A 19,300-nucleotide genomic window follows, 5' to 3' on the forward strand; every position below is an offset into this window, starting at 1 on the left:
GGGGAACGGTGGCCCCGGGGGCATCGGCGGGTTGGGGCTGGACACGCGAATCCCCCTGCTGGCTCGTGAAGATCGTGGAGCCCGTCAGGATACCGGCCGGGGCGTGACGGGTGCCGCTCAATTCGCCTCGCCGGAGGCGGAATTGAGCGGACCCGCGAGCCCTACGGGGCGAGGGGCAGCCGGCGCTTGTGGTCGGTGAGGCGGTAGCGGGTGACGATCGTGTCGAAGGCATCCTCGTCCACCGGCTTGCCCTCCAGGAAGTCGTCGATGGTGTCGTAGGTGACCCCGAGCGCCTGCTCGTCGGCCTTGCCCGGGTCGAGCGTCTCCAGGTCGGCCGTCGGCACCTTCCCGACCAGCTCGGCGGGGGCGCCGAGCGCCTCCGCCACCGCGCGCACCCGGCGCTTGGTCAGCCCGGTCAGCGGGACCACGTCGGCGGCGCCGTCCCCGAACTTGGTGAAGAAGCCGGACACCGCCTCGGCCGCGTGGTCCGTGCCGACGACGAGACCGCCGTGCGCCCCGGCCACCGCGTACTGGGCGATCATGCGCTGGCGGGCCTTGACGTTGCCCACCACGAAGTCCTGGTGGTGGGGGTCGCGGAAGGCCACGTCGCCCTCCAGCAGGGACACCTGGGTGGCGTCGGTCGCGGGCTTGATGTCCACGGTCAGCACCTGGTCGGCCTTGATGAAGGAGAGCGCGAGCTGGGCGTCGTGCTCGTCGGCCTGGACCCCGTAGGGGAGCCGCATCGCGTAGAACCGGGCCTCGTGGCCCGCCGCGCGGGCCCGCTCGACCGCGAGCTGGCTCAGCCGTCCGGCGGTGGTCGAGTCCACGCCGCCGCTGATGCCGAGCACCAGGGAGCGCAGGCCCGTGGAGGTCAGCCGCTCGGCGAGGAAGGCCACGCGGCGCTCGATCTCCTGGTGGGGGTCGAAGGTCTCCGCGACCTCCAGCTCCCGGGCGATCTCCTGCTGCAGGGCGATATTCGCCGGCTCGCTCACGTCTGCTCCTCGGTCCGGTCCACGGTGTGCTGTCGCGCCCACCCTACCCAGGGGCCCTCTCCCGCAGGTCGGGTGCGCCGCCGGAGCCAGGGCGCCAGCTGCACGAGGCCGAAGGCCACCTCGGGGCCGAGGAACAGCCACAGCAGCCGCGGGCCGCCCTGGGTGAGCGCGTACGTCTGCCACAGGGCGAACAGGACCCGCGCGACCCCGTCGTACAGGCCGTGCGCCGGCCGGGGGGCGACGAGGCGCAGGACGGCCCAGACGACCACGACCGAGCCCATCAGGTTCGCGTACAGCGTCTGCATCGGGTCCCGGGCGGGCAGGGGGCCGAGCCCGAGGGCGTCGCCCACGGACGAGAGCGCTCCGTGCAGCAGGCCGTACGTCCACGGGGTGGCGAAGCCTGCCGTGACGACGAGGTCGTACCAGGCGCTCGTGCGTACGACGCGCGCACTGCGGGCTGAGAAGCGGGCGGGGGGACGGCGCATCAGGGGCTCCCTGCGGTCTCGGAAAGGCGACCGCCCGACGCTAAACAGTGGAGTACGGTCCAAGGTCAAGCCCGGCATCCGAGGGGGAGCGCCATGCTGATCGGGGAACTGGCCGCGCACACGGGCCTGTCGAGGGACGCCATCCGGTTCTACGAGAGGAACGGGCTCGTCACCGGTGGCCGACTGCCTAGCGGCTACCGCGACTTCCCCCCGGAGACGGTGCCGTGGCTGCTCTACGTCCGTACCGCGCAGGCGCTCGGCTTCTCCCTGGCGGAGATCGCCCGGCACGGCGACGAGCTGCGGGACGCACCCGACCAGGCCGAGGCCCTGTCCGCGCTGCTCGCGGAGAAGATCCGGGTGATCGACGCGCGCATGGCCGAACTCGCCTCCCTGCGCGCCGAACTCGACTCCCGCGTGGGCACCGGGTGCCCGCTGCGTGCCGCCGGTGCCGTCAGCCCCTGACGGCCACGTGGTACGCCGACGCCCACAGCGTCACCGCGGAGGCCAGGCCCACCACGGCGCGCACGCTCGTGTCGGACAGGCCCGCCGCGATGAGCACGAGGCCGAGGACCGCGGCGGCGCACAGCAGCACCGCCGTCCCCTTGTACTGCCACTGGTCGTAGAGGCGCGCCAGCGGGAAGAAGTGCAGGCCGACCACCAGCGCGATGCCCGGCGGGATCAACGCGGGGTGGCCCGAGGCGTTGGACGCCGCGATCACCCCGAAGACCGCCGCGAGTTCGACGACATTGACGATGCCGACCGAACGCGCCCAGTTCGCCGGCAGATCGACCAGGCGGGGCGAAGGGGCCGCGCCCTTGCGGTAGGCGAGGAGGAGCGCCGCCACGGTGACCGGTACGGCGATGATCTCGACGGCCAGGGCGGCTCCGGAGGACGCCAGCCCGGACGCCCCGGCGAGGGCCCAGACGAGGGCGAACACCGACAGGACGACGGTGCCCCGGCGGCGCAGGGACCGGGTGAGCGCGACGCACTCGGCATCCGTCACCGGGGGAGTCGAGGGCGTCGGCTGGATCATCCGGCGAGAGTACAGCGGTGTGGGGGGCCGGTCGGCGGTTTCGGGCCGGAGCGGAAGACCCTCCACTTACGGAGTCCTCCCGTCCGGCTCTCCCCGCCCTGACCTGCCCGTACTCAGGGGACCAGGACCAGCCGTCCCCGTACGCCGCCCTCCGCGAGACGGGTGTGGGCGTCCGCGGCCCGCTCCAGCGGGTAGGTGCGGGACACCCGGGGCGTCAGGACGCCCTCGTCGACCAGCTTCACCAGCTCGGCGAGCCGGTCGCCGTCGGCGGCCACCTCGACCACCTGGACCCGGACGCCCCGCACGCTCGGCGGGCCCGCGTTCGGGATGACGCCCACGTACTCCCCGCCGTCCCGCACGTACGCCAGCGCGTCCGCGCCCTGCACCGCCGCGTCCAGCACCGCGTCGAACGGGCCCGCCGCCGCGCCGCGTTCCACGAAACGGTCCGCGCCGAAGGACCGCACGAGCTCCTCGTCGGCCGCACCGGCCACCCCGGCGACGGTGATCCCGGCCCGGTGGGCCAGCTGCACCGCGTACCCGCCGACCGCGCCCGCCGCGCCCGTGACCAGCAGCGTGGCCCCGGGGGCCAGGTCCAGCAGGTCGAGCGCCTGCGCGGCGGTCAGGGTGTTCAGCGGCACCGTCGCCGCGTGGACCGCGTCCACCGAGGAGGGGGCCGACGCGACCGCCGTGCCGTCCACCACCACGTACTCCGCCTGCGCCTTCACCGGAGCCGGCCCGTACGCCAGCGCGACCACCTCGGCCCCGGTGGCGAACGGCGCACCCGCCCCCGCCGCGTCCACCGTCCCCGCGACGTCCCAGCCGAGGCCGAGCACCCCGCCCTCGGGCAGCGGGACGAGGAAGCCCGCGCGGTACGCCGCGTCCACGGGATTGACGGCGGCCGCCGCCACCTTGATCCGCACCTGGCCCGGGCCCGGCTCGGGCACCGCGGTCCGTACGAGCTCCACCGTCTCGGGACCGCCGAACGACTTGACCACCACTGCACGCATATCGATAACTCCCGTGATCCTGGGGCGAACACCGCGGGTTTCTCCCGCCCCACAAACCTAGGAAGAGTTACTCTCTTTCGGTAAGTACGTACTTCGAGGTGCGTAGGCCACCCGTAGGTAGGACCGGAGGCGGAGGCAATGGCGACCCGTACCGCGGCCCAGCGCCGCGAGGAAGCCCGAACGGCGTACGACGCCTTCCTGAAGGAGTGCCCGACGAACCAGCTGCTCGGCCGCCTCGGCGACAAGTGGGTCAGCCTGATCGTCAGCGCCCTGCGCGAAGGCCCCATGCGCTACAGCGACCTGGGGCGCAGGATCGCCGGGGTGAGCCAGAAGATGCTGACCCAGTCGCTGCGTTCCCTGGAGCGCGACGGCCTCGTCACGCGCACGGTCACACCGTCGGTGCCGGTCCGTGTGGACTACGAGCTGACGGACCTCGGGCACAGCCTCAGCGACCTCCTGTTCGCCATGAAGAACTGGGCGGAGACCCACTTCGACCAGGTCCACGAGGCCCGCGAGCGCTACGACAAGGAGGCCGCCGCATGAACGCCACCCCGCGGGTGCTGGCCGTGCTGGACGAGCTGCTCGCCTCCGCCGCCCCCGGCGAGCGCGGCGCCCTCTGGCATCTGGCCGAACAGGGGAGGGAGTTGGACGCCAACGTCGTCCGTCTCCCGCCGGGCGCCGGAGTGGGCGAGCACCAGGAGGACGTCCTGGACGTGCTGCTCGTCGTCCTCGCGGGCGGTGGCAGCCTGCGTACGGGCGGCGGCGACACCCTGGACCTCGCCCCGACGACGGTCACCTGGCTGCCCCGGACCTCGCGGCGGGCGCTGGAGGCGGGGCCCGACGGGCTGACGTACCTCACGGTCCACCGCCGCCGCCCCGGCCTCACCGTCAGGCCGGCGGTACGCACGTCGGCGTACGAGGGCGGGGAGCCACCCTGCATGCTCGACCTGGTGTGCCCGGAGTGCGGGCGGCTCTCGGCGGACCGGGCGCCGAAGTTCTGCAGCGCGTGCGGGGAGCCGTTCCCGGAGCGGTGACGCGGGTGCCGGCACGCGCGGTGGTCCGGGTGCCGGGCGGGGACGCGGGTGCGGGCGGTGTGCCCGGGCGCGGCGCGCGCCGGGTGGTCCGGCGGGCGGCCCGGTGCCTCATGCCAGCGAGAGGAACATCTTCTCCAGGCGGGCGCGCATCAGGTCGCGGTCGGCGGGCGTTTGCCCCTCGTCGGCCAGACACTGTTCGAGCCCCGTCGCGATGATGGAGAACCCCGCCCGGTCCAGGGCCCGGGAGGCGGCGGACAGCTGGGTCATCACCTCCTCGCAGTCCCTGCCCTCCTCGATCATCCTGATGACCCCGGCGATCTGGCCCTGGGCCCGGCGAAGCCGGTTGAGGACGGACTTCAGCTCGTCGGCCGCGATGTCGAGTCGCATGGTTCCTCCCGTGGTCGGGGCATACCCGTACGTATATACCCAGGGGGGTATCGTACCGGGGCGTCCCGCCCCGCTCGGGGTGCACCCAGCGCCACCCCTCGGCCGGGGCGTACGCCCAATGTGCCCGCCCGCTCCGGTCCGTAGCGTCGTCGACAGGACGCGCGGTGCGTCCGACGAGCAGAGGGTGATGGGGGATGACCATGTTCGATCGCAAGCGGAAGCCCGGGAGCCGGGGAGCCGAGGCCCTGCGGCTGGTCTCGGTGAGCAAGGTGTACGGGACCGGGGACGGCGCCGTGACCGCCCTGGACGGGGTGACCCTGAGCCTGCCGAGGGCCAGCTTCACCGCCGTCATGGGCCCCTCCGGTTCCGGGAAGTCCACGCTCCTCCAGTGCGCGGCGGGCCTGGACCGCCCCGACCGGGGGCAGATCGTCGTGGACGGCGAGGAGATGGGCCGGGGCGGCGAGGCGGCGCTCACGAGGTTCCGGCGGGAGCGGATCGGCTTCGTCTTCCAGCAGTACAACCTGCTGCCCACCCTGACCGTCGAGGAGAACACCGCGCTGCCGCTCCGGCTCGCCGGCCGCAGGGCCGACCGGGAGAGCATCCGCGCCGTCCTCACCCAGGTCGGGCTCGGCGAACGGCTCGGCCACCTCCCCGACCAGCTCTCCGGCGGGCAGCGCCAGCGGGTGGCGATCGCCCGCGCCCTGGTCACCCGGCCCGGCGTGCTCTTCGCCGACGAACCGACCGGCGCCCTGGACACCCGCAGCGCACGCGAGGTGCTGGGCCTGCTGAGGGAGACGGTCCGCCTGCACGGCAGCACCGTCGTGCTGGTCACCCACGACCCGGTGGCCGCCTCCTACGCCGACTCGGTCCTCTTCCTCGCGGACGGACGGCTGGCAGGACACCTCACCGCCCCCACCGCCGAGGCCGTCGCCGAACGCATGACGCACCTCGGTGACCGCGTGGCCGCACGGCACGCGGACAACAGCCCCCTGATGGAGGTGTGAGCGATGCTGTTCCTGGCCATGCGCTCGGTCCGCAAGCGCCCGGGGCAATTCCTGGCGACCCTGCTCTCGGCGTTCCTCGGTGCCGTGATCATCATGACGTTCGGCTCCCTGCACGACACGGCGGCGGCGCCCGGCGTCGACGAGGTCAGCGCGGAGTCCATGACCCTGTCCGCGAGCGTCGTCGGCGGATACGGCTCCCTGCTCGTCTTCTTCGCCATCGCCTCCACCCTCACCGTCGCCGTACGCCGGCGCGCCGAGGAGATCCATCTGCTGCGCTGCACCGGGGCCACCCCCGCCCAGATCACGCGCATGGTCGTGGGGGAGGCGGCCGTCGTGGCGCTGGCCGGGGCGGCGCTCGCCGTCGGGCCCGCCGTGCTCGGCGGCCGGCTGCTGCTCGACCTGTTCCAGGACAGCGGCCAGGTCGCCGCGACGGTCGACCCCGCCTTCGGCGCGATGGCCCTCGGCTCGGGCTTCGGCGTCGCGCTCCTGGCCTCCGTGGGCGCCGCGTTCCTCGCCGTACGCCGCGCCACCAGGGCCGCCGCCGGGGTCCGGGGCCCGGCGCGGCGCAGGGGCCGCACCTGGGCGGGCCGCGCCGCACTCGTGGCCGGCGCCGGCGGCGTCCTGACCACGTACGCCGTCGATCCGGACGAGGAGATGCTGATGGCGTTCCCCGCCTACGGCGCCATCCTGCTCTCCGTCGGCCTCGCCGTCCTCGCCCCCGCCCTCCTCGGCCGGATCCTGGAGCTGCTGCGGGGCCCCCTCGACGCGCTCGGCGGCGCCGGCGGGTACCTGAGCGCCCGCAATCTGCGCCGGCGCGGCGCGGAGTCGGCCGGGGTGCTCATGCCGATGATCATCTTCACGGGCATGGCCACCGCGACGCTCTACATCCAGGGCGTCGAGAGCGACCGGGTCACCCGGTCCGGCCTGGAGAAGACCGTCGAGGACACGAACCTGGAGACCCTCAACCTGGTCGTCGTCGGCATCATCGTCGTCTTCTCCTGCATCATGCTCGTCAACAGCCTGTACGCGGCCACCTCCTACCGCCGCCGCGAGTTCGGCCAGCAGCGCCTCGCCGGAGCGACCCCCGGCCAGGTCCTGGGCGTGGTCGGCCTGGAAGCGGTCGTCCTCACGCTGACGGGCCTGGTCCTGGGCACCGCCGCGGGGATCGCGGGGATCATCCCCTTCACGATGGTCCGCACCGACCAGGTCCTGCCCGACCAGGGCCCCGGCACCTGGCTGGCCATCCTGGCCATCGCCACCACGGCCACCCTCGGCACCAGCCTCGGAACCGCCCGCAGGACCCTCCGCACCCCCGCGATCGACGCGGTCACGGTGGCGGCGTGACGGAGCGCCCCAGGGCGTGTTCCGGGGCCCCGCCCGCCCTCCGGGCGGACGGCGCTACTTTCGGAACACGCCCTAGGGTGGTGGCCATGAACTCACAAAGCTGGGCGCTCGCGGGCGAGTTGGACGTGGCCAGGATCGGTTACGGCGCGATGAAGCTGACCGGGTGGCCGAGGGGGGAGGCGCCCGGCCGGGACACGGCCCTGGCCGTCCTGCGCCGGGCCGTGGAGCTCGGGGTGAACCACATCGACACCTCGCACTACTACGCGCGCGACGGGGTCGCGGCCAACGAGCTGATCCGCGAGGCGCTGCACCCGTACCCGGACGACCTGGTGATCGTGACCAAGGTGGGCGCGCTGGTCGAGGGAGCCGACATCGCCCTGCCGGCGGCGGAGAAGACCGGCCTCACGCCGGACAACCTGCGCCGTGGCGTCGAGGCGAACCTGCGCTCGCTCGGGGTGGACCGCCTGGACGTGGTGAACCTGCGGATGGGCGACCTCGAACGCGGCGACACCCCACTGGCCGGGCCGCTGGAGGCCCTGCTCGCGCTGCGCGAGGAGGGCCTGATCCGCCACCTGGGCATCTCCAACGTCACGGCCGGGGAGCTCGCCGAGGCGCGCGGGATCGCGCCGATCGCCTGCGTCCAGAACCTCTACAACCTGGCCCGGCGCGACGACGACCCCCTGGTCGACGCCTGCGCGGAGGCCGGCATCGCCTACGTCCCCTTCTTCCCGGTCGGCGGTTTCCAGCCGGTCACCGCCCGCCACCTGGACGCCGTCGCCGCCCGGCACGGCGCGACCGTGCCGCAGGTGGCCCTGGCCTGGCTGCTCGCCCGGTCGCCGAACATCCTGCTCATCCCCGGCACCAGCTCCCTGGACCACCTGGAGGAGAACATCGCGGCGGGCGACCTGAAGCTGACCCCCGAGGACCTCGCCGAGCTCGGCTGACCGCCTCCGTACGCGGGGGTGTCGCGCGGGTGTGCCTGGCAGAATCCGCCGTATGGCCGACATCATCTCGCGCGACGGAACGTGGAGCTTCGACGGGGACACGGTGCGCATCGTCCCGGGCGGCAAGGCGCATCCGGTGCGGCAGGACCTCGGCGAACTCGCCGTCCCGCTGCGGGCGGTGGCGGGCGTCTCGTACGAACCGGACCGTAAGGGCGGCCGGTTGAGGCTGCGGCTGCGCACCGGCGCCTGCCCCGTCCTGCGGGCGGCGGACGGACGGCTGAGGGACGCCGCCGATCCGTACCAGCTGGTGGTGGAGAAGGACCGCACGGGCGTGGCGGAGTACGTCGTCGACGAGATACGCCACGCCCTCCTGGTCGAGCAGGTGCCCGAGGGCCCGGCGGACCACTTCCTGCTGCCGGGCCCGTCGGTGCCGGTGTCGGGCGGCGGCGGGGACGGCACCGCGTCCTTCGACGGGGAGACGGTCCGCCTCACCTGGAACTGGAAGGCCGAGGAGTCGAAGACCGCCGGCGGCGCGGTCACCCTGCCGCTGGCCGAGGTGACCGGGGTGCGCTGGATGCCCGCGATCGGTCTGGAGAACGGCTCGCTGCGCTTCGACCGGGGAGGCGCGGTCTCGTCGAGCCCGGCCAAGTTCGACCCGTACTCCCTGGAGTTGTGGGGGCTGTCGAAGCGGGAGTACACCGCCGTCCTGGTCGCCGCCGCCGTCCTCGTACGGATGCCGGCGCCCGCCGAGCCCGCCGCACCGGCCGTCGCGCTCGAAGCGGCCCCGGCGCACGCCCCCGCACCGTCCGCCCCGCCCGCCGACGATCACGACGTGCTGCTGCGGAGGCTCCGTGAACTCGGCGAGCTGCACCGGGGCGGCGTCCTCACCGACGAGGAGTTCGCCACCGCCAAGCAGGCCGTGCTGAAGCGGCTCTGACCGGGGGAGGGGGCGGCCCCCGGAGACGTACACCTCCGGTACATCCGTGCGAGCGCTCACCGGTCCTGGCGGACTGTGCGCGTGGCGGCGCGGCGTGGGGGTGTACGGCGGGACGTACCGGGACAATGGCGCACGCGCCATCCAGAGGCGCCCGAGCCCTCCCCGGCCCTCATGACCCGCTCGACGGCGGACGTGGGCACGGGCAGGCGGCAGATCAAGGAGGACCCGTGGTGGATGTCCCGGTGGACCAACTGACCGGTGCGGTCGACGGTGTGCGTACGCGGGCCCGTGGGCAGCTCCTCGACGCCGGCCTGGAGCTGTTCGGGGTGTACGGCTACGCCCAGACGTCGGAGTACGCCCTGTGCGCGGCGGCCGGGGTGTCGGAGGAGGTGTTCCGGGAGGAATTCGGCTCCCGGGAAGGCCTGTTGACGGCCCTCCACAACCAGATCACCACGGCCGGCCTGCGGGCCTCCGAAGTGGCCCTGCTCTCCGAGGGGATGGACGACTGCCCGCTGGAGCAGCGCTTCCGCCGGCTCTTCGACGCGTACGTGTCGGCGGTGACCCGGGATCTGCGCGAGGCGCGGGTGACGTTCGTCGAGGTACTGGGCGTGAGCCCGGCGGTGGACGCGCACTGCAAGCGGTGGCGCGACCTGTGGACGGACTTCCTGACGGGTGAGGCCGAACGGGCGGCGGTCCGCGGCGAGGTGGAGGAACGGGACCACCGGGTGGTCGTGATGGTGATGGTGGGTACGGTCCACGAGCTCATGGCCCACCACGCCCGCCGCCCGCGCCGGGCCCGGCCCGACGAGGTGTCGGAGGAGCTGACGAAGCTGGGGCTCGCCATGCTCGGGGTGGAGATGGCGGGCTGAGGGGCGGGCCGTGCTCAGAGTCGTATGTCCGCCGCTATCGGCAGATGGTCGCTACCGGTGGCCGGCAGCGTCCGGACGCGGCTGACGTCCGCCGAGCGGGCCAGGACCTGGTCGATCCGGGCCACCGGCAGCTTCGCGGGCCAGCTGAACGCGAAGCCGGGGCCCGGGGAGCCCATCAGCGAGCTGACGGGCTCCAGACCGCGGTCGTCCAGCGTGCTGTTGAGGTCCCCGAGGAGGATCACCCGGTCCAGGGGCTCGGCGGCGACGGCCTTCCCCAGCAGCGCGGCGCTCTCGTCCCGCCGCCCCGAGGTGAGCCCGGTCGCCGGACCGATCCGCACCGAGGGCAGATGGGCGACGTACACGGCGACTTCACCCTTCGGCGTACGGGCGGCCGCGCGCAGCCCCCGGTCCCAGCCCGCCCCGACGTCCTTCGGCCTGATGTCCACCAGCCGTACGCCGGTGAGCGGGTACTTCGACCAGAGGCCGACCGTGCCCCGCGTCGCGTGGTGGGGGTAGTCCGCGGCCAGGGCCGCCTCGAAGGCGGGCAAGGCGGGGGCCGTGAGCTCCTCCAGGGCGATGAGCCCGGCTCCCGTGGCGGCCAACGCCCGTGCGGTGGCGGCCGGTTCTGGGTTCACATCGCTGACGTTGTGCTGGACCACGGTGAACGTGGTGTCCGGCGCCCGGTCCCCGGTGAACAGCAGGCCGCCGAACAGGGCGGACCAGGTGACTGCGGGCAGCAGCAGCGCCGCCGTCGCCAGGAGCGAGCGGCGCAGGAGCGCCGGGACCAGCAGGACGGGGACGGCCAGGCCGAGCCAGGGGAGGAAGGTCTCCAGCAGACTGCCCACCCGGCCCGGGGTGTTGGGGACCAGACCGGGGAAGAGCAGCAGGACGGCCGTCAGGAGCCCGAGCAGCGCCGTCACGCGGCCCCGCCGCCAGCTCCGGCCAGGCCTCCGTCCGGCCTTCTTCCTCGTCACAGGGGACCTTCCGTCGTGGGTGTCCGGCGTCGGCGCAGGTGATCCGTCGTGGAGGCCCGGATCAGGCCGCCGCCAGCGCTCCCGCGTAGGGGCCGCCCACGCCCCAGGCCTGGTGCATCGCGTCGGCGAAGGCCCCGGCCAGCTTGTGCTCGCCGGTGGGGCCGGGGTGGGTGCCGTCGTAGGTGTCCGTGTGGATGTCGTACCCCGTGGGGTGCGAGGCCAGCAGGACCGGGGACGCGGCGGAGTCCAGGTCGGCGACGGCCTTGGCGAGCAGGGTGTTGAAGCGGTCGCACTCGGCGGCGAAGGGGGCGTCGGACTCCGCCCGGACGTTGGGGATGACCGGCAGCAGCACCAGCTTGATCCGGGGGTTCGCGGCGCGGGCCGCGGTGATGAACGCCCGTGCGTTCGCGGCGGTCTGCGTGCTGTCCGTGTAGAAGCCGAGGTCTATCAGGCCGAGCGAGACCAGCAGGACGTCGGCGCGCGCCGACGCGACCGCGTCCGCGACGACCGGGGCCATGTGGAGCCAGCCCTCGCCCCAGCCGGCCAGGTGCCGGCGCGCGGGCGCGGGGAAGGACGCGTCGCCGTACGCGTGGGAGAGCGGGGCGTTCGCCTCGGTGTCGTACAGCTCGGTACGCGGACCCGTGATGGCGTAACCGCCGTCGCCCAGGGTCGCTTCGAGGTGCTGCCACATGCGGTAGCGCCAGGTGAAGTCGCCGGAACGCCCGATGGTCATGGAGTCGCCGACGAAGAGAAAACGCATGGCGACATCATGGCTGATCACTGCTCCGGCCTGCGACGTGACGGTGGACACTTGTGCCATGAGACCGCTGCTGACCGCCGCCGCTGCCGCCCTGCTGTTCCTGACGGGGACGGTCCCCGCCGTCGCGGACGACGGGGGCAAGGCGGACCGGACCTTCACGATCGAGGACCCCCGGATCACCGAGTCCAGCGGGCTCGCCGCCAGCAGGCTCCACCCGGGGGTCTACTGGACGCACAACGACAGCGACGACGGGCCGTACGTCTACGCCGTCGACTCCCGGACCGGGAGGACCGTGGCGACGATCACCATGAAGGGCGTGGGGGAGCCCCGGGACGTGGAGGCCATCTCGCTCGGACCCGACGGGAACCTCTACGTCGGCGACATCGGCGACAACCTCGACGGCACCTGGGACCACGTCTGGATCTACCGCTTCCCCGAGCCGAAGGAGCTCGCCGACGCCACGGTCCGGGCCACGCAGTTCGACGTGACGTACGCCGACGGGGCACGCAACGCCGAGGCGCTCATGGTCCACCCCACGACGGGGCGGGTGTACATCGCCTCCAAGCGGGAGGGCGGCGGCGGGCTCTACGAGGGCCCGGAGAAGCTGACGGCCGGCGGGGCCAACGTGTTCCGGCGCGTCGGCGAGGTGCCGTGGGTGACCGACGGGGCGTTCTCGCCGGACGGCAAGGAGCTGGTGCTGCGCTCGTACTTCAGCGCCCGGCGCTACGCCTTCGCGAACGGCAGGCTCGGCGAGGACCACGCGGTGAGCGCGCCGCTCCAGGGGCAGTCCGAATCGGTGACGTACACGGCGGACGGCTCGGCGATGATGTTCGGCTCCGAAGGGAAGAACAGCGAGGTGGCGCGCGTGGAGGTCGAGGGCGGCGGCAGCAGGACGCCCGCCCCGAACGGCGGGGGCGGCGGGACGTCGTCCGGGGGCGACGGGGACGACGGCGGCCCGACGAAGGGCACCGCCACGGGCGGCGCCGTGGCCGTCGTCGTCATCGTGCTGGCCCTGATCGCGGCCAAGCGCCGCCGGGGGTGACGCACGCCGTCCCCCGGCCGGCCCGCCCGGACGTCGTCGGTGATCGGCCGGCCCGCTCAGGTGTCGTCGGTGATCGGCCGCAGCTCGTAGTGGAGGGTGCGGTCGCGCTTCAGCCGGTGGACGAGGGGGACGGCCACCCCGTGGAGCGCCGGGTACTTCCGGGAGAGCGTCCGGGCGGCGTGCGTGTTCTCCTTCGAGTCCTGCGGCAGGAGCCGCGCCCACGCCTTCATCGGCGGTCCCGTGGGCGCGCCCCGCACGGTGCACGGCGCGATCTCCACCACCGGGTGGTTACGCATCCGGTCGACCTTCCAGGCCGAGGAGAACGTACGGATGTAGGCGTGATCGCCCTCGACCGCGATACTGACCGGGGTGTGGGCCGATGATCCGTCCGGCCTGCGGCTGCTGAGCAGGACGGTGTACTGCTTCACATAAGGCTCTAGTTCATGGATCGTCTCCATATGTCCCATGGTGCATGAAAAGAGGGCAATACGGGCCCCCGGGGCGGGGCTGTGAAGCCTTGCCCGGCCCCGCGTAGGCTCCGTCCCATGCAGGCCCCCGAGCCCTTCCTCACCCTCCGTCTCGACGCGCTGCCGCTCGACGTCGCCCACGCGGAGGAGATGGCCGCGGTCCTCCTCGACCCCGCGCTGCACGCCTGGACCGGCGGTGCGCCGGAGGACGCGGACGCCCTGCGGGCCCGCTACGAGCGCCAGTGCGCCGGTTCGCCCGACCCCGCCGAGCTCTGGTGGAACTGGGTGCTCCGGGTGCGTACCGACGGGCGCCTGGCCGGTTACGTCCAGGCCACCGTGCGCGGGGAGCGGGCCGAGGTGGCCTGGGTGGTCGGCACCCGGTGGCAGGGCCGTGGATACGCCAAGGAGGCGGCGGACGGCCTGGTCCGCCATCTGCTGGACCGGGCCGCCGTCCGTACCGTCGTCGCCCACATCCACCCGGACCACGCCGCGTCCGCCGCCGTGGCCTCGGCCGCGGGGCTGCGCCCGGGGGACGAGCGGCAGGACGGCGAGGTGCGATGGCGGCGGGACGTGGTGCCGGGGGCCGCGCGGGGCGGGGTCGCGGACACCGGGCGCGACTGAGCGGCCGAGCGCGGCGCCGCGCAGCTTCCGGTCGGGGCACCACCTCGGGCCCTTCCGGGACCCGCGCCGTCTCCGGGTGCGCCCGCTCCGGTCACGACATGACCGGAATTGTCTTATACGGTCGTAGGACGTGGTGTGTGGGCACCGCGGCTCCTGCCGAGCGACCGACGGAGGCCCCGGGTGGGCGAACTGGGCAGGCTGGAAGCCCTGCGGCTCGCGGGGCTCACGGCGGCGGCCGACCCGGGTATGGACCGGTTCGCGAGACTGGTCGCCCGGTTCCTCCGCGTGCCCGTCTCGCTGGTCTCGCTGCTGGAGACCGACCGGCAGGTCTTCCCCGGCATGGTCGGACTCAGCGAGCCCTGGGCGGCCCGGCGCGAGACCCCGCTGAGCCACTCGTTCTGCCAGCACGTCGTCCTCGACCGCCGGCCGCTGATCCTGGAGGACACCCGGGCCCACCCGCTCACCTGCGCCAGCCTGGCCATCCCCGACCTCCAGGTGATCGCGTACGCCGGCATGCCGCTGACCGACGCCGACGGGCACGTCCTGGGGTCGCTCTGCGCCATCGACCACACGCCCCGGAAGTGGACCGCCGACGAGTTGCAGGACCTGGGGGACCTCACCGCCGCCTGCTCGGTGGAACTCCGGCTCCGGATCGCCACCGAGCGGATCCGGGAGGACCGCGACTACGCCGAACTGCTGCTGCGCGCCTCGGTGGAGCTGGCCCACTCCCACGACCTGGCGGACCTCACCCGGCGGCTGCGCGGCATGTTCGTGGGCCCCGCCGAGCCCTCGTTCGTGGGCCTGATGCTGGCGGACGGCCAGGGGCTCTGGCGGGTGATCGACCCCGAGGACGTACGGCCGGTGGAGACCGCCATCTCCCGGCTCGACCTGGACGCCGGCTTCCCCAGCACCCAGGCCGTCCGCGAACAGCGCACCGTCTTCGTCCCGGACCGCGAGGCGCTCGTGGCCGGCTTCAGCCCCGAGGCCGTCGCCGGGTACGACGCGCTGCGGCTCCGCTCCGTGCTGTGCGTGCCGCTGGCCCGGGGCCGGGGCGCGCTGATGTGGTGCTGGCCCGACCCCCATGTCCTCTCGGTGACGGAGGAGGCCGCTCTCACGGCGGTCGCCGGGTACGTCAGCCAGGCCGTGGACCGCACCCTGTTCGTCGAGACCCGGCTCAGCACCGCCGAACAGCTCCAGGCGGCGATGCTGACCGACCTTCCCGCCGTGCCGGGCCTGGACATGTCCGCCCTGTACCTGCCGGCCACCGACCAGGACATGGTGGGCGGCGACTGGTACGACGCCTATCTGCTGCCGCGGCTCCCGGACGCCCCGCAGCGCGGGCTGATGCTGTCCATCGGCGACATCATCGGGCACGACGTGCAGGCCGCGGCCGTGATGGGCCAGGTCCGCAGCATGCTCCGGCAGGCCACCCTCGGCCACCCCTCGCACTCACCCGCCGGCGCGCTGGACGCGGTCGACAGCGCCTTCGACGTCCTGCCCCTCGGCCCGGGCGCCACGGCCGTCCACGCCCGCCTCGACCCGGACGGCGGCGGGTGGCGTCTGACCTGGTCCAACGCCGGGCACCCGCCGCCCCTGCTGCGTACCCCCGACGGCCGCGTTTCGGTCCTGGACGCGCACGACCTGCTCCTGCTCGGCGCCGCCGACGGCCTCGGCCGCCACGACCGCACCCGCGAACTTCCCCTGGGCAGCGTGCTCCTGCTGTACACCGACGGGCTGGTCGAACGCCGGGACAACGACCTGGAGGCGAGCATCGGACAGACGGCGGCCGCCCTCTCCGCGTACGGCGACCAGCCCCTGCCGCAGCTGCTGGAGGCGCTCTCCCACGGACTGGTGGACGCCCCGCAGCGGGACGACGTGGCCGTGCTCGTCGTCCGCCTCAGCGGCGGCCCCGGGGCTCAGGGGGCCGGGTAGGAACCGACCGATCCGTCGATGAGCTCGCGGACGATGTCCATGTGACCGGCGTGCCGCAGGACGTCCTCGATCATGTGGATGAGCACCCAGCGCATCGAGACGGTCTTCCCGTTCCAGGAGGTCCCGGTGGTGTCCAGGTCCGTCTCCGCTATGGACAGGTCGGCGGCGGCGCGGGCGCGCGCGTAGAACGCGAGGATCTGCTCGGTGGTCTCGTCCGGGGCGACCGTCATGTCGTCGGCCGACGTGTCGAACCAGAAGTCCTCGGTCTCCCGCCCGAACGTGGCGCAGAACCAGCCGTACTCGACGGTGGCCAGGTGCTTGACCAGGCCCAGCAGATTCGTCCCCGTCGGGGTCATGGGGCGGCGCAGCTGCTCGTCGTCCAGCCCTTCGAGCTTCCACAGCACCACGTCACGGTGCCGGTCGAGACTCGCGTGCAGGGATTCCTTCTCGCCGCCGGTGAACGGCACGGTCGTCGGCAGCTTCCTCGGCGTGGTCGTCATGCCGGGAAGCTAGCAGCCGGCACCGACAGCGGAACTGCTGGAAGCCGGTCAGGCGTCGCCGCCCGCCGTACCGGTCAGGAGCGCGCTCGCGACGACGTCGAAGAGGTGGTCCGCGCGGGGCGCGAGTGCGGGCTGGTCGCCGAGCCAGGCCAGCGCCGCCACCAGGGCGAACACATCGGCGCCGTCGACGTCGGTCCGCGCCGTGCCCGCCTCCTGGGCGCGGACGAGGAGCCGTGCGCCGGCCGCGCGCAGGGCGACGCACGACGCGTGCAGCGCGGACTCGGTGTCGTTGATGGCGGCCGCCATCAGCACGGTCACGCCCCGGTACTCCGTCGTCCACGCGACGCAGTCCCGCAGCCACGACACCAGGGCCTCGTCGGGCGCGTCCGACGTCTCGAGCGCGGCCGCCCGGGCCGTCATCTCGTCGAAGCTCGTACGGAGCAGGGCGTCGAGCAGCGCCTCACGTGTCGGGAAGTGGCGCAGCAGCGTCGCGAGTCCGACGTCCGCCCGGCGTGCGATGTCGCGCAGCGACACCTCGGCGCCGTGCTCGGCGAGGGCGGTGCCCGCCACGGCGAGCAGGTGGTCGCGGTTCTTCCTGGCGTCGGCGCGCATCTCTTCCCCTTGACTTTCCTTGACTATCTGGATCAGTGATCCGTATATTCGGATCAGTGGTTCGTTTATGTGGATCGCTGATCCGGATGAGTCTATCCCGCAGTGCGGGCAGGAGAGAACGATGCCGACAGACACGATGAGGGCGATCCGGCTGCACGAGCACGGCGGCCCCGAGGTCCTGCGTCAGGACGAGGTGCCGATTCCCGTGCCGGGGCCGGGCGAGGTACTCGTCCGCGTGCACGCGGCCGGCCTCAATCCCCCCGACTGGTACCTCCGCGACGGGATGAGCAACCTCCCTCCGGAGACCAGGCCGAAGTTCAGCCTGCCCGTGATCCCGGGGACGGACGTGTCGGGCGTGGTTGAGGCCGTCGCCCCGGACGTGGACGGGTTCGCCGTCGGCGACGAGGTCTTCGGGCTCCTGCGGTTTCCCGGCTTCGAGGGCGCCGGGTACGCCGAGTACGTGGCCGCGCGGGCGTCGGACCTCGCGCACAAGCCCACCGGTATCGATCATGTGCACGCGGCGGCGGCGCCCATGGCCGGGCTGACGGCGTGGCAGTTCCTGATCGAGCTCGGACACGACCACCCCTCGCCCTTCCAGGCGGCGCGGCACCGCCCGGTGCCCCTCGGCCCCGGCACGAGGGTCCTCGTCAACGGCGCCGCGGGCGGGGTGGGGCACTTCGCCGTACAGCTGGCGAAGTGGAAGGGCGCGCAGGTCGTCGCGGTGGCGTCGGGCGGGCACGAACGGTTCCTGCGGGACCTCGGCGCCGACGAGTTCATCGACTACACCACGAGCCGGCCCGAGGAGCTCGTGCACGGCGCCGACCTCGTCCTCGACGCCGTCGGCGGCCGCCGCAGCAGCCGATTCCTGCGCACGCTCAAGCGCGGCGGCTCCCTGTTCCCCGTGTTCTTCGGCGAGTTCGACGAGGAGGAGACCGCGAAGCTGGGTGTCACCGTCACGGGCACCCAGGTCCGCTCGAACGGTGCTCAGCTGGCCGAGCTGGGCCGCCTGCTCGACACGGGCGCGGTCCGCGTCGCGATCGACAGCACGTTCCTGCTCGCGGACGTCCGGGCCGCGCACGAGCGGGCCGCCGAGGGGCACATCCGGGGCAAGATCGTGCTGACGGTCGCCTGAGGCCCCTCCCGGCTCCCGGAACGAACGGGGCGCCCGGCGACGGACGGCCCCGCACACCGGGGTGTGCGGGGCCGTCCGGGACGGGGACCGTCAGAGCTTGTCGATCACGTAGTCGATGCAGGCGGTGAGCGCCTGGACGTCCGCCGGGTCGATCGCCGGGAACATCGCCACGCGCAGCTGGTTGCGGCCCAGCTTGCGGTACGGCTCCGTGTCGACGATGCCGTTGGCGCGGAGCACCTTGGCGACGGCCGCCGCGTCGATGCCGTCCTCGAAGTCGATCGTGCCGATGACCTGCGAGCGCTTCGCCGGGTCGGTGACGAACGGGGTGGCGTACTTGGACTCCTCGGCCCAGCCGTACAGGTGCTGCGAGGACGCGGCCGTGCGGCCGGTCGTGAAGTCCAGGCCGCCCTGGGTGTTCATCCACTTCAGCTGCTCGTTCAGCAGGAAGAGGGTGGCCAGCGCCGGGGTGTTGTACGTCTGGTTCTTCAGGGAGTTGTCGATCGCCGTGGGCAGCGAGAAGAACTCCGGGACGTGCCGTCCGGAGGCGTGGACGCGCGCGGCGCGGTCCAGGGCCGCCGGGGAGAACACGCCGATCCACAGGCCGCCGTCGGAGGCGAAGGACTTCTGCGGGGCGAAGTAGTAGACGTCCGTCTCGGTGATGTCGACCGGCAGGCCGCCCGCGCCGGAGGTGGCGTCCACCAGGACGAGGGAGCCCTCGTCGGCGCCCGCGACCCGCTTGACGGGGGCGGCGACACCGGTGGAGGTCTCGTTGTGGGTGAAGGCGTAGACGTCGACGCCGGCCTCGGCCTTCGGGTCCGGGTGGGTGCCCGGGTCCGAGGCGATGACGGTCGGGTCGGCCAGCCACGGGGCGAGCTTGGCGGCCTTCGCGAACTTCGACGAGAACTCGCCGAAGTTCAGGTGCTGGGACTTCGACTCGATCAGCCCGTGCGTCGCGACGTCCCAGAAGGCGGTGGAACCGCCGTTGCCCAGGATGACCTCGTATCCCTCGGGGAGGGAGAAGAGGCTGCGTACGCCGTCACGTACCTCGCCGACCAGGTTCTTCACGGGAGCCTGGCGGTGGGACGTACCGAGAAGGGAGGTGCCGGTCGCGGCCAGCGCGTCGACCGCCTCCGTCCGCACCTTGGAGGGCCCGGCGCCGAAACGGCCGTCGGCGGGCTTGAGGTCTGCGGGAATCTGGATGTCAGCCACGGTCCGGAGCGTAGT

At 73.3% G+C, this 19,300-nt stretch carries 23 protein-coding genes; 12 read left to right on the plus strand and 11 right to left on the minus strand.

Annotated elements, in window-relative coordinates; translation table 11 throughout:
• Positions 1 to 161: 161 nt before the first annotated feature.
• Entirely contained in the window at positions 162 to 992 is an 831-nt protein-coding gene (nadE, locus tag ACZ607_RS22375; protein ID WP_469737133.1) for an ammonia-dependent NAD(+) synthetase, read from the minus strand.
• On the minus strand, positions 989 to 1,477 hold the full coding sequence (locus tag ACZ607_RS22380) for a hypothetical protein (protein WP_469737135.1): 489 nt from the start codon (positions 1,475 to 1,477) through the stop codon (positions 989 to 991). Before ACZ607_RS22380 ends, nadE begins: the two co-directional genes overlap by 4 nt.
• 93 nt (positions 1,478 to 1,570) lie before the next feature.
• On the opposite strand from ACZ607_RS22380, the gene ACZ607_RS22385 reads away from it, so the two are divergent.
• A complete protein-coding gene (locus ACZ607_RS22385; protein WP_469737137.1) occupies positions 1,571 to 1,939 on the plus strand; it encodes a MerR family transcriptional regulator in 369 nt (122 codons plus the stop codon).
• Here the strand turns inward: ACZ607_RS22385 and ACZ607_RS22390 are convergent.
• Together ACZ607_RS22390 and ACZ607_RS22395 are read right to left on the minus strand one after the other, a co-directional pair.
• A complete protein-coding gene (locus ACZ607_RS22390; RefSeq protein ID WP_469737139.1) occupies positions 1,929 to 2,510 on the minus strand; it encodes a hypothetical protein in 582 nt (193 codons plus the stop codon). The genes ACZ607_RS22385 and ACZ607_RS22390 overlap by 11 nt on opposite strands.
• A gap of 113 nt (positions 2,511 to 2,623) precedes the next feature.
• Complete coding sequence (locus ACZ607_RS22395) at positions 2,624 to 3,517, minus strand: NADP-dependent oxidoreductase (RefSeq protein WP_469737141.1); 894 nt, start codon at positions 3,515 to 3,517, stop codon at positions 2,624 to 2,626.
• Positions 3,518 to 3,655: 138 nt separating this feature from the next.
• On the opposite strand from ACZ607_RS22395, the gene ACZ607_RS22400 reads away from it, so the two are divergent.
• On the plus strand, positions 3,656 to 4,060 hold the full coding sequence (locus ACZ607_RS22400; RefSeq protein ID WP_469737142.1) for a winged helix-turn-helix transcriptional regulator: 405 nt from the start codon (positions 3,656 to 3,658) through the stop codon (positions 4,058 to 4,060).
• A complete protein-coding gene (locus ACZ607_RS22405; protein WP_469737144.1) occupies positions 4,057 to 4,551 on the plus strand; it encodes a hypothetical protein in 495 nt (164 codons plus the stop codon). Before ACZ607_RS22400 ends, ACZ607_RS22405 begins: the two co-directional genes overlap by 4 nt.
• 108 nt (positions 4,552 to 4,659) lie before the next feature.
• On the opposite strand, the gene ACZ607_RS22410 is transcribed toward ACZ607_RS22405, so the two are convergent.
• The gene (locus ACZ607_RS22410; RefSeq protein ID WP_469737146.1) at positions 4,660 to 4,938 is read right to left on the minus strand and encodes a metal-sensitive transcriptional regulator; all 279 of its coding nucleotides are present in this window, start codon (positions 4,936 to 4,938) and stop codon (positions 4,660 to 4,662) included.
• Positions 4,939 to 5,132: 194 nt separating this feature from the next.
• On the opposite strand from ACZ607_RS22410, the gene ACZ607_RS22415 reads away from it, so the two are divergent.
• The 5 genes from ACZ607_RS22415 (at position 5,133) to ACZ607_RS22435 (ending at position 10,036) form a co-directional block, all read left to right on the plus strand.
• Positions 5,133 to 5,942 carry an ABC transporter ATP-binding protein gene (locus ACZ607_RS22415; protein ID WP_469737148.1) on the plus strand — a complete coding sequence of 270 codons (810 nt, stop codon included), beginning with the start codon at positions 5,133 to 5,135 and terminating at the stop codon, positions 5,940 to 5,942.
• Positions 5,943 to 5,945: 3 nt separating this feature from the next.
• Positions 5,946 to 7,286 carry an FtsX-like permease family protein gene (locus ACZ607_RS22420; RefSeq protein ID WP_469737150.1) on the plus strand — a complete coding sequence of 447 codons (1,341 nt, stop codon included), beginning with the start codon at positions 5,946 to 5,948 and terminating at the stop codon, positions 7,284 to 7,286.
• An 86-nt stretch (positions 7,287 to 7,372) separates the two neighbouring features.
• Positions 7,373 to 8,230, plus strand: coding sequence for an oxidoreductase (locus tag ACZ607_RS22425; protein ID WP_469737152.1), 858 nt, complete (start codon positions 7,373 to 7,375; stop codon positions 8,228 to 8,230).
• A 52-nt stretch (positions 8,231 to 8,282) separates the two neighbouring features.
• Positions 8,283 to 9,167, plus strand: a complete 885-nt coding sequence (locus tag ACZ607_RS22430) for a DUF4429 domain-containing protein (RefSeq protein WP_469737153.1) — start codon at positions 8,283 to 8,285, stop codon at positions 9,165 to 9,167.
• Positions 9,168 to 9,394: 227 nt separating this feature from the next.
• The gene (locus ACZ607_RS22435; protein WP_469737155.1) at positions 9,395 to 10,036 is read left to right on the plus strand and encodes a TetR/AcrR family transcriptional regulator; all 642 of its coding nucleotides are present in this window, start codon (positions 9,395 to 9,397) and stop codon (positions 10,034 to 10,036) included.
• A gap of 14 nt (positions 10,037 to 10,050) precedes the next feature.
• On the opposite strand, the gene ACZ607_RS22440 is transcribed toward ACZ607_RS22435, so the two are convergent.
• Positions 10,051 to 11,010, minus strand: a complete 960-nt coding sequence (locus tag ACZ607_RS22440; RefSeq protein WP_469737157.1) for an endonuclease/exonuclease/phosphatase family protein — start codon at positions 11,008 to 11,010, stop codon at positions 10,051 to 10,053.
• 61 nt (positions 11,011 to 11,071) lie between these two features.
• Positions 11,072 to 11,830 carry a GDSL-type esterase/lipase family protein gene (locus ACZ607_RS22445; protein ID WP_469737159.1) on the minus strand — a complete coding sequence of 253 codons (759 nt, stop codon included), beginning with the start codon at positions 11,828 to 11,830 and terminating at the stop codon, positions 11,072 to 11,074.
• Here ACZ607_RS22445 and ACZ607_RS22450 point away from each other — a divergent pair.
• Positions 11,829 to 12,812, plus strand: a complete 984-nt coding sequence (locus tag ACZ607_RS22450) for a WD40 repeat domain-containing protein (RefSeq protein WP_469737160.1) — start codon at positions 11,829 to 11,831, stop codon at positions 12,810 to 12,812. The genes ACZ607_RS22445 and ACZ607_RS22450 overlap by 2 nt on opposite strands.
• 56 nt (positions 12,813 to 12,868) lie before the next feature.
• Here ACZ607_RS22450 and ACZ607_RS22455 read toward each other — a convergent pair whose 3' ends face one another.
• Positions 12,869 to 13,270 (minus strand): PPOX class F420-dependent oxidoreductase, encoded by a 402-nt coding sequence (locus ACZ607_RS22455; protein ID WP_469737161.1) that lies wholly within the window; start codon positions 13,268 to 13,270, stop codon positions 12,869 to 12,871.
• An 87-nt stretch (positions 13,271 to 13,357) separates the two neighbouring features.
• Here ACZ607_RS22455 and ACZ607_RS22460 point away from each other — a divergent pair, with 87 nt between their 5' ends.
• On the plus strand, positions 13,358 to 13,900 hold the full coding sequence (locus tag ACZ607_RS22460; protein ID WP_469737162.1) for a GNAT family N-acetyltransferase: 543 nt from the start codon (positions 13,358 to 13,360) through the stop codon (positions 13,898 to 13,900).
• Between the two features lie 180 nt (positions 13,901 to 14,080).
• Positions 14,081 to 15,832, plus strand: a complete 1,752-nt coding sequence (locus ACZ607_RS22465) for a GAF domain-containing SpoIIE family protein phosphatase (protein ID WP_469737163.1) — start codon at positions 14,081 to 14,083, stop codon at positions 15,830 to 15,832.
• Here the strand turns inward: ACZ607_RS22465 and ACZ607_RS22470 are convergent.
• Positions 15,817 to 16,332, minus strand: coding sequence for a DinB family protein (locus tag ACZ607_RS22470; RefSeq protein ID WP_469737165.1), 516 nt, complete (start codon positions 16,330 to 16,332; stop codon positions 15,817 to 15,819). The two genes, ACZ607_RS22465 and ACZ607_RS22470, sit on opposite strands and share 16 nt — an antisense overlap.
• 48 nt (positions 16,333 to 16,380) lie before the next feature.
• Positions 16,381 to 16,944 (minus strand): TetR/AcrR family transcriptional regulator, encoded by a 564-nt coding sequence (locus ACZ607_RS22475; protein ID WP_469737167.1) that lies wholly within the window; start codon positions 16,942 to 16,944, stop codon positions 16,381 to 16,383.
• A gap of 121 nt (positions 16,945 to 17,065) precedes the next feature.
• On the opposite strand from ACZ607_RS22475, the gene ACZ607_RS22480 reads away from it, so the two are divergent.
• Positions 17,066 to 18,076: an NADP-dependent oxidoreductase gene (locus ACZ607_RS22480; protein WP_469737169.1), complete on the plus strand. Its 1,011-nt coding sequence runs from the start codon at positions 17,066 to 17,068 to the stop codon at positions 18,074 to 18,076.
• 90 nt (positions 18,077 to 18,166) lie between these two features.
• Here the strand turns inward: ACZ607_RS22480 and serC are convergent, their stop codons facing one another.
• Complete coding sequence (serC, locus tag ACZ607_RS22485) at positions 18,167 to 19,285, minus strand: phosphoserine transaminase (protein ID WP_469737171.1); 1,119 nt, start codon at positions 19,283 to 19,285, stop codon at positions 18,167 to 18,169.
• Positions 19,286 to 19,300 lie beyond the last annotated feature (15 nt).

This window comes from Streptomyces sp. NPDC104381 (genome assembly GCF_055583745.1).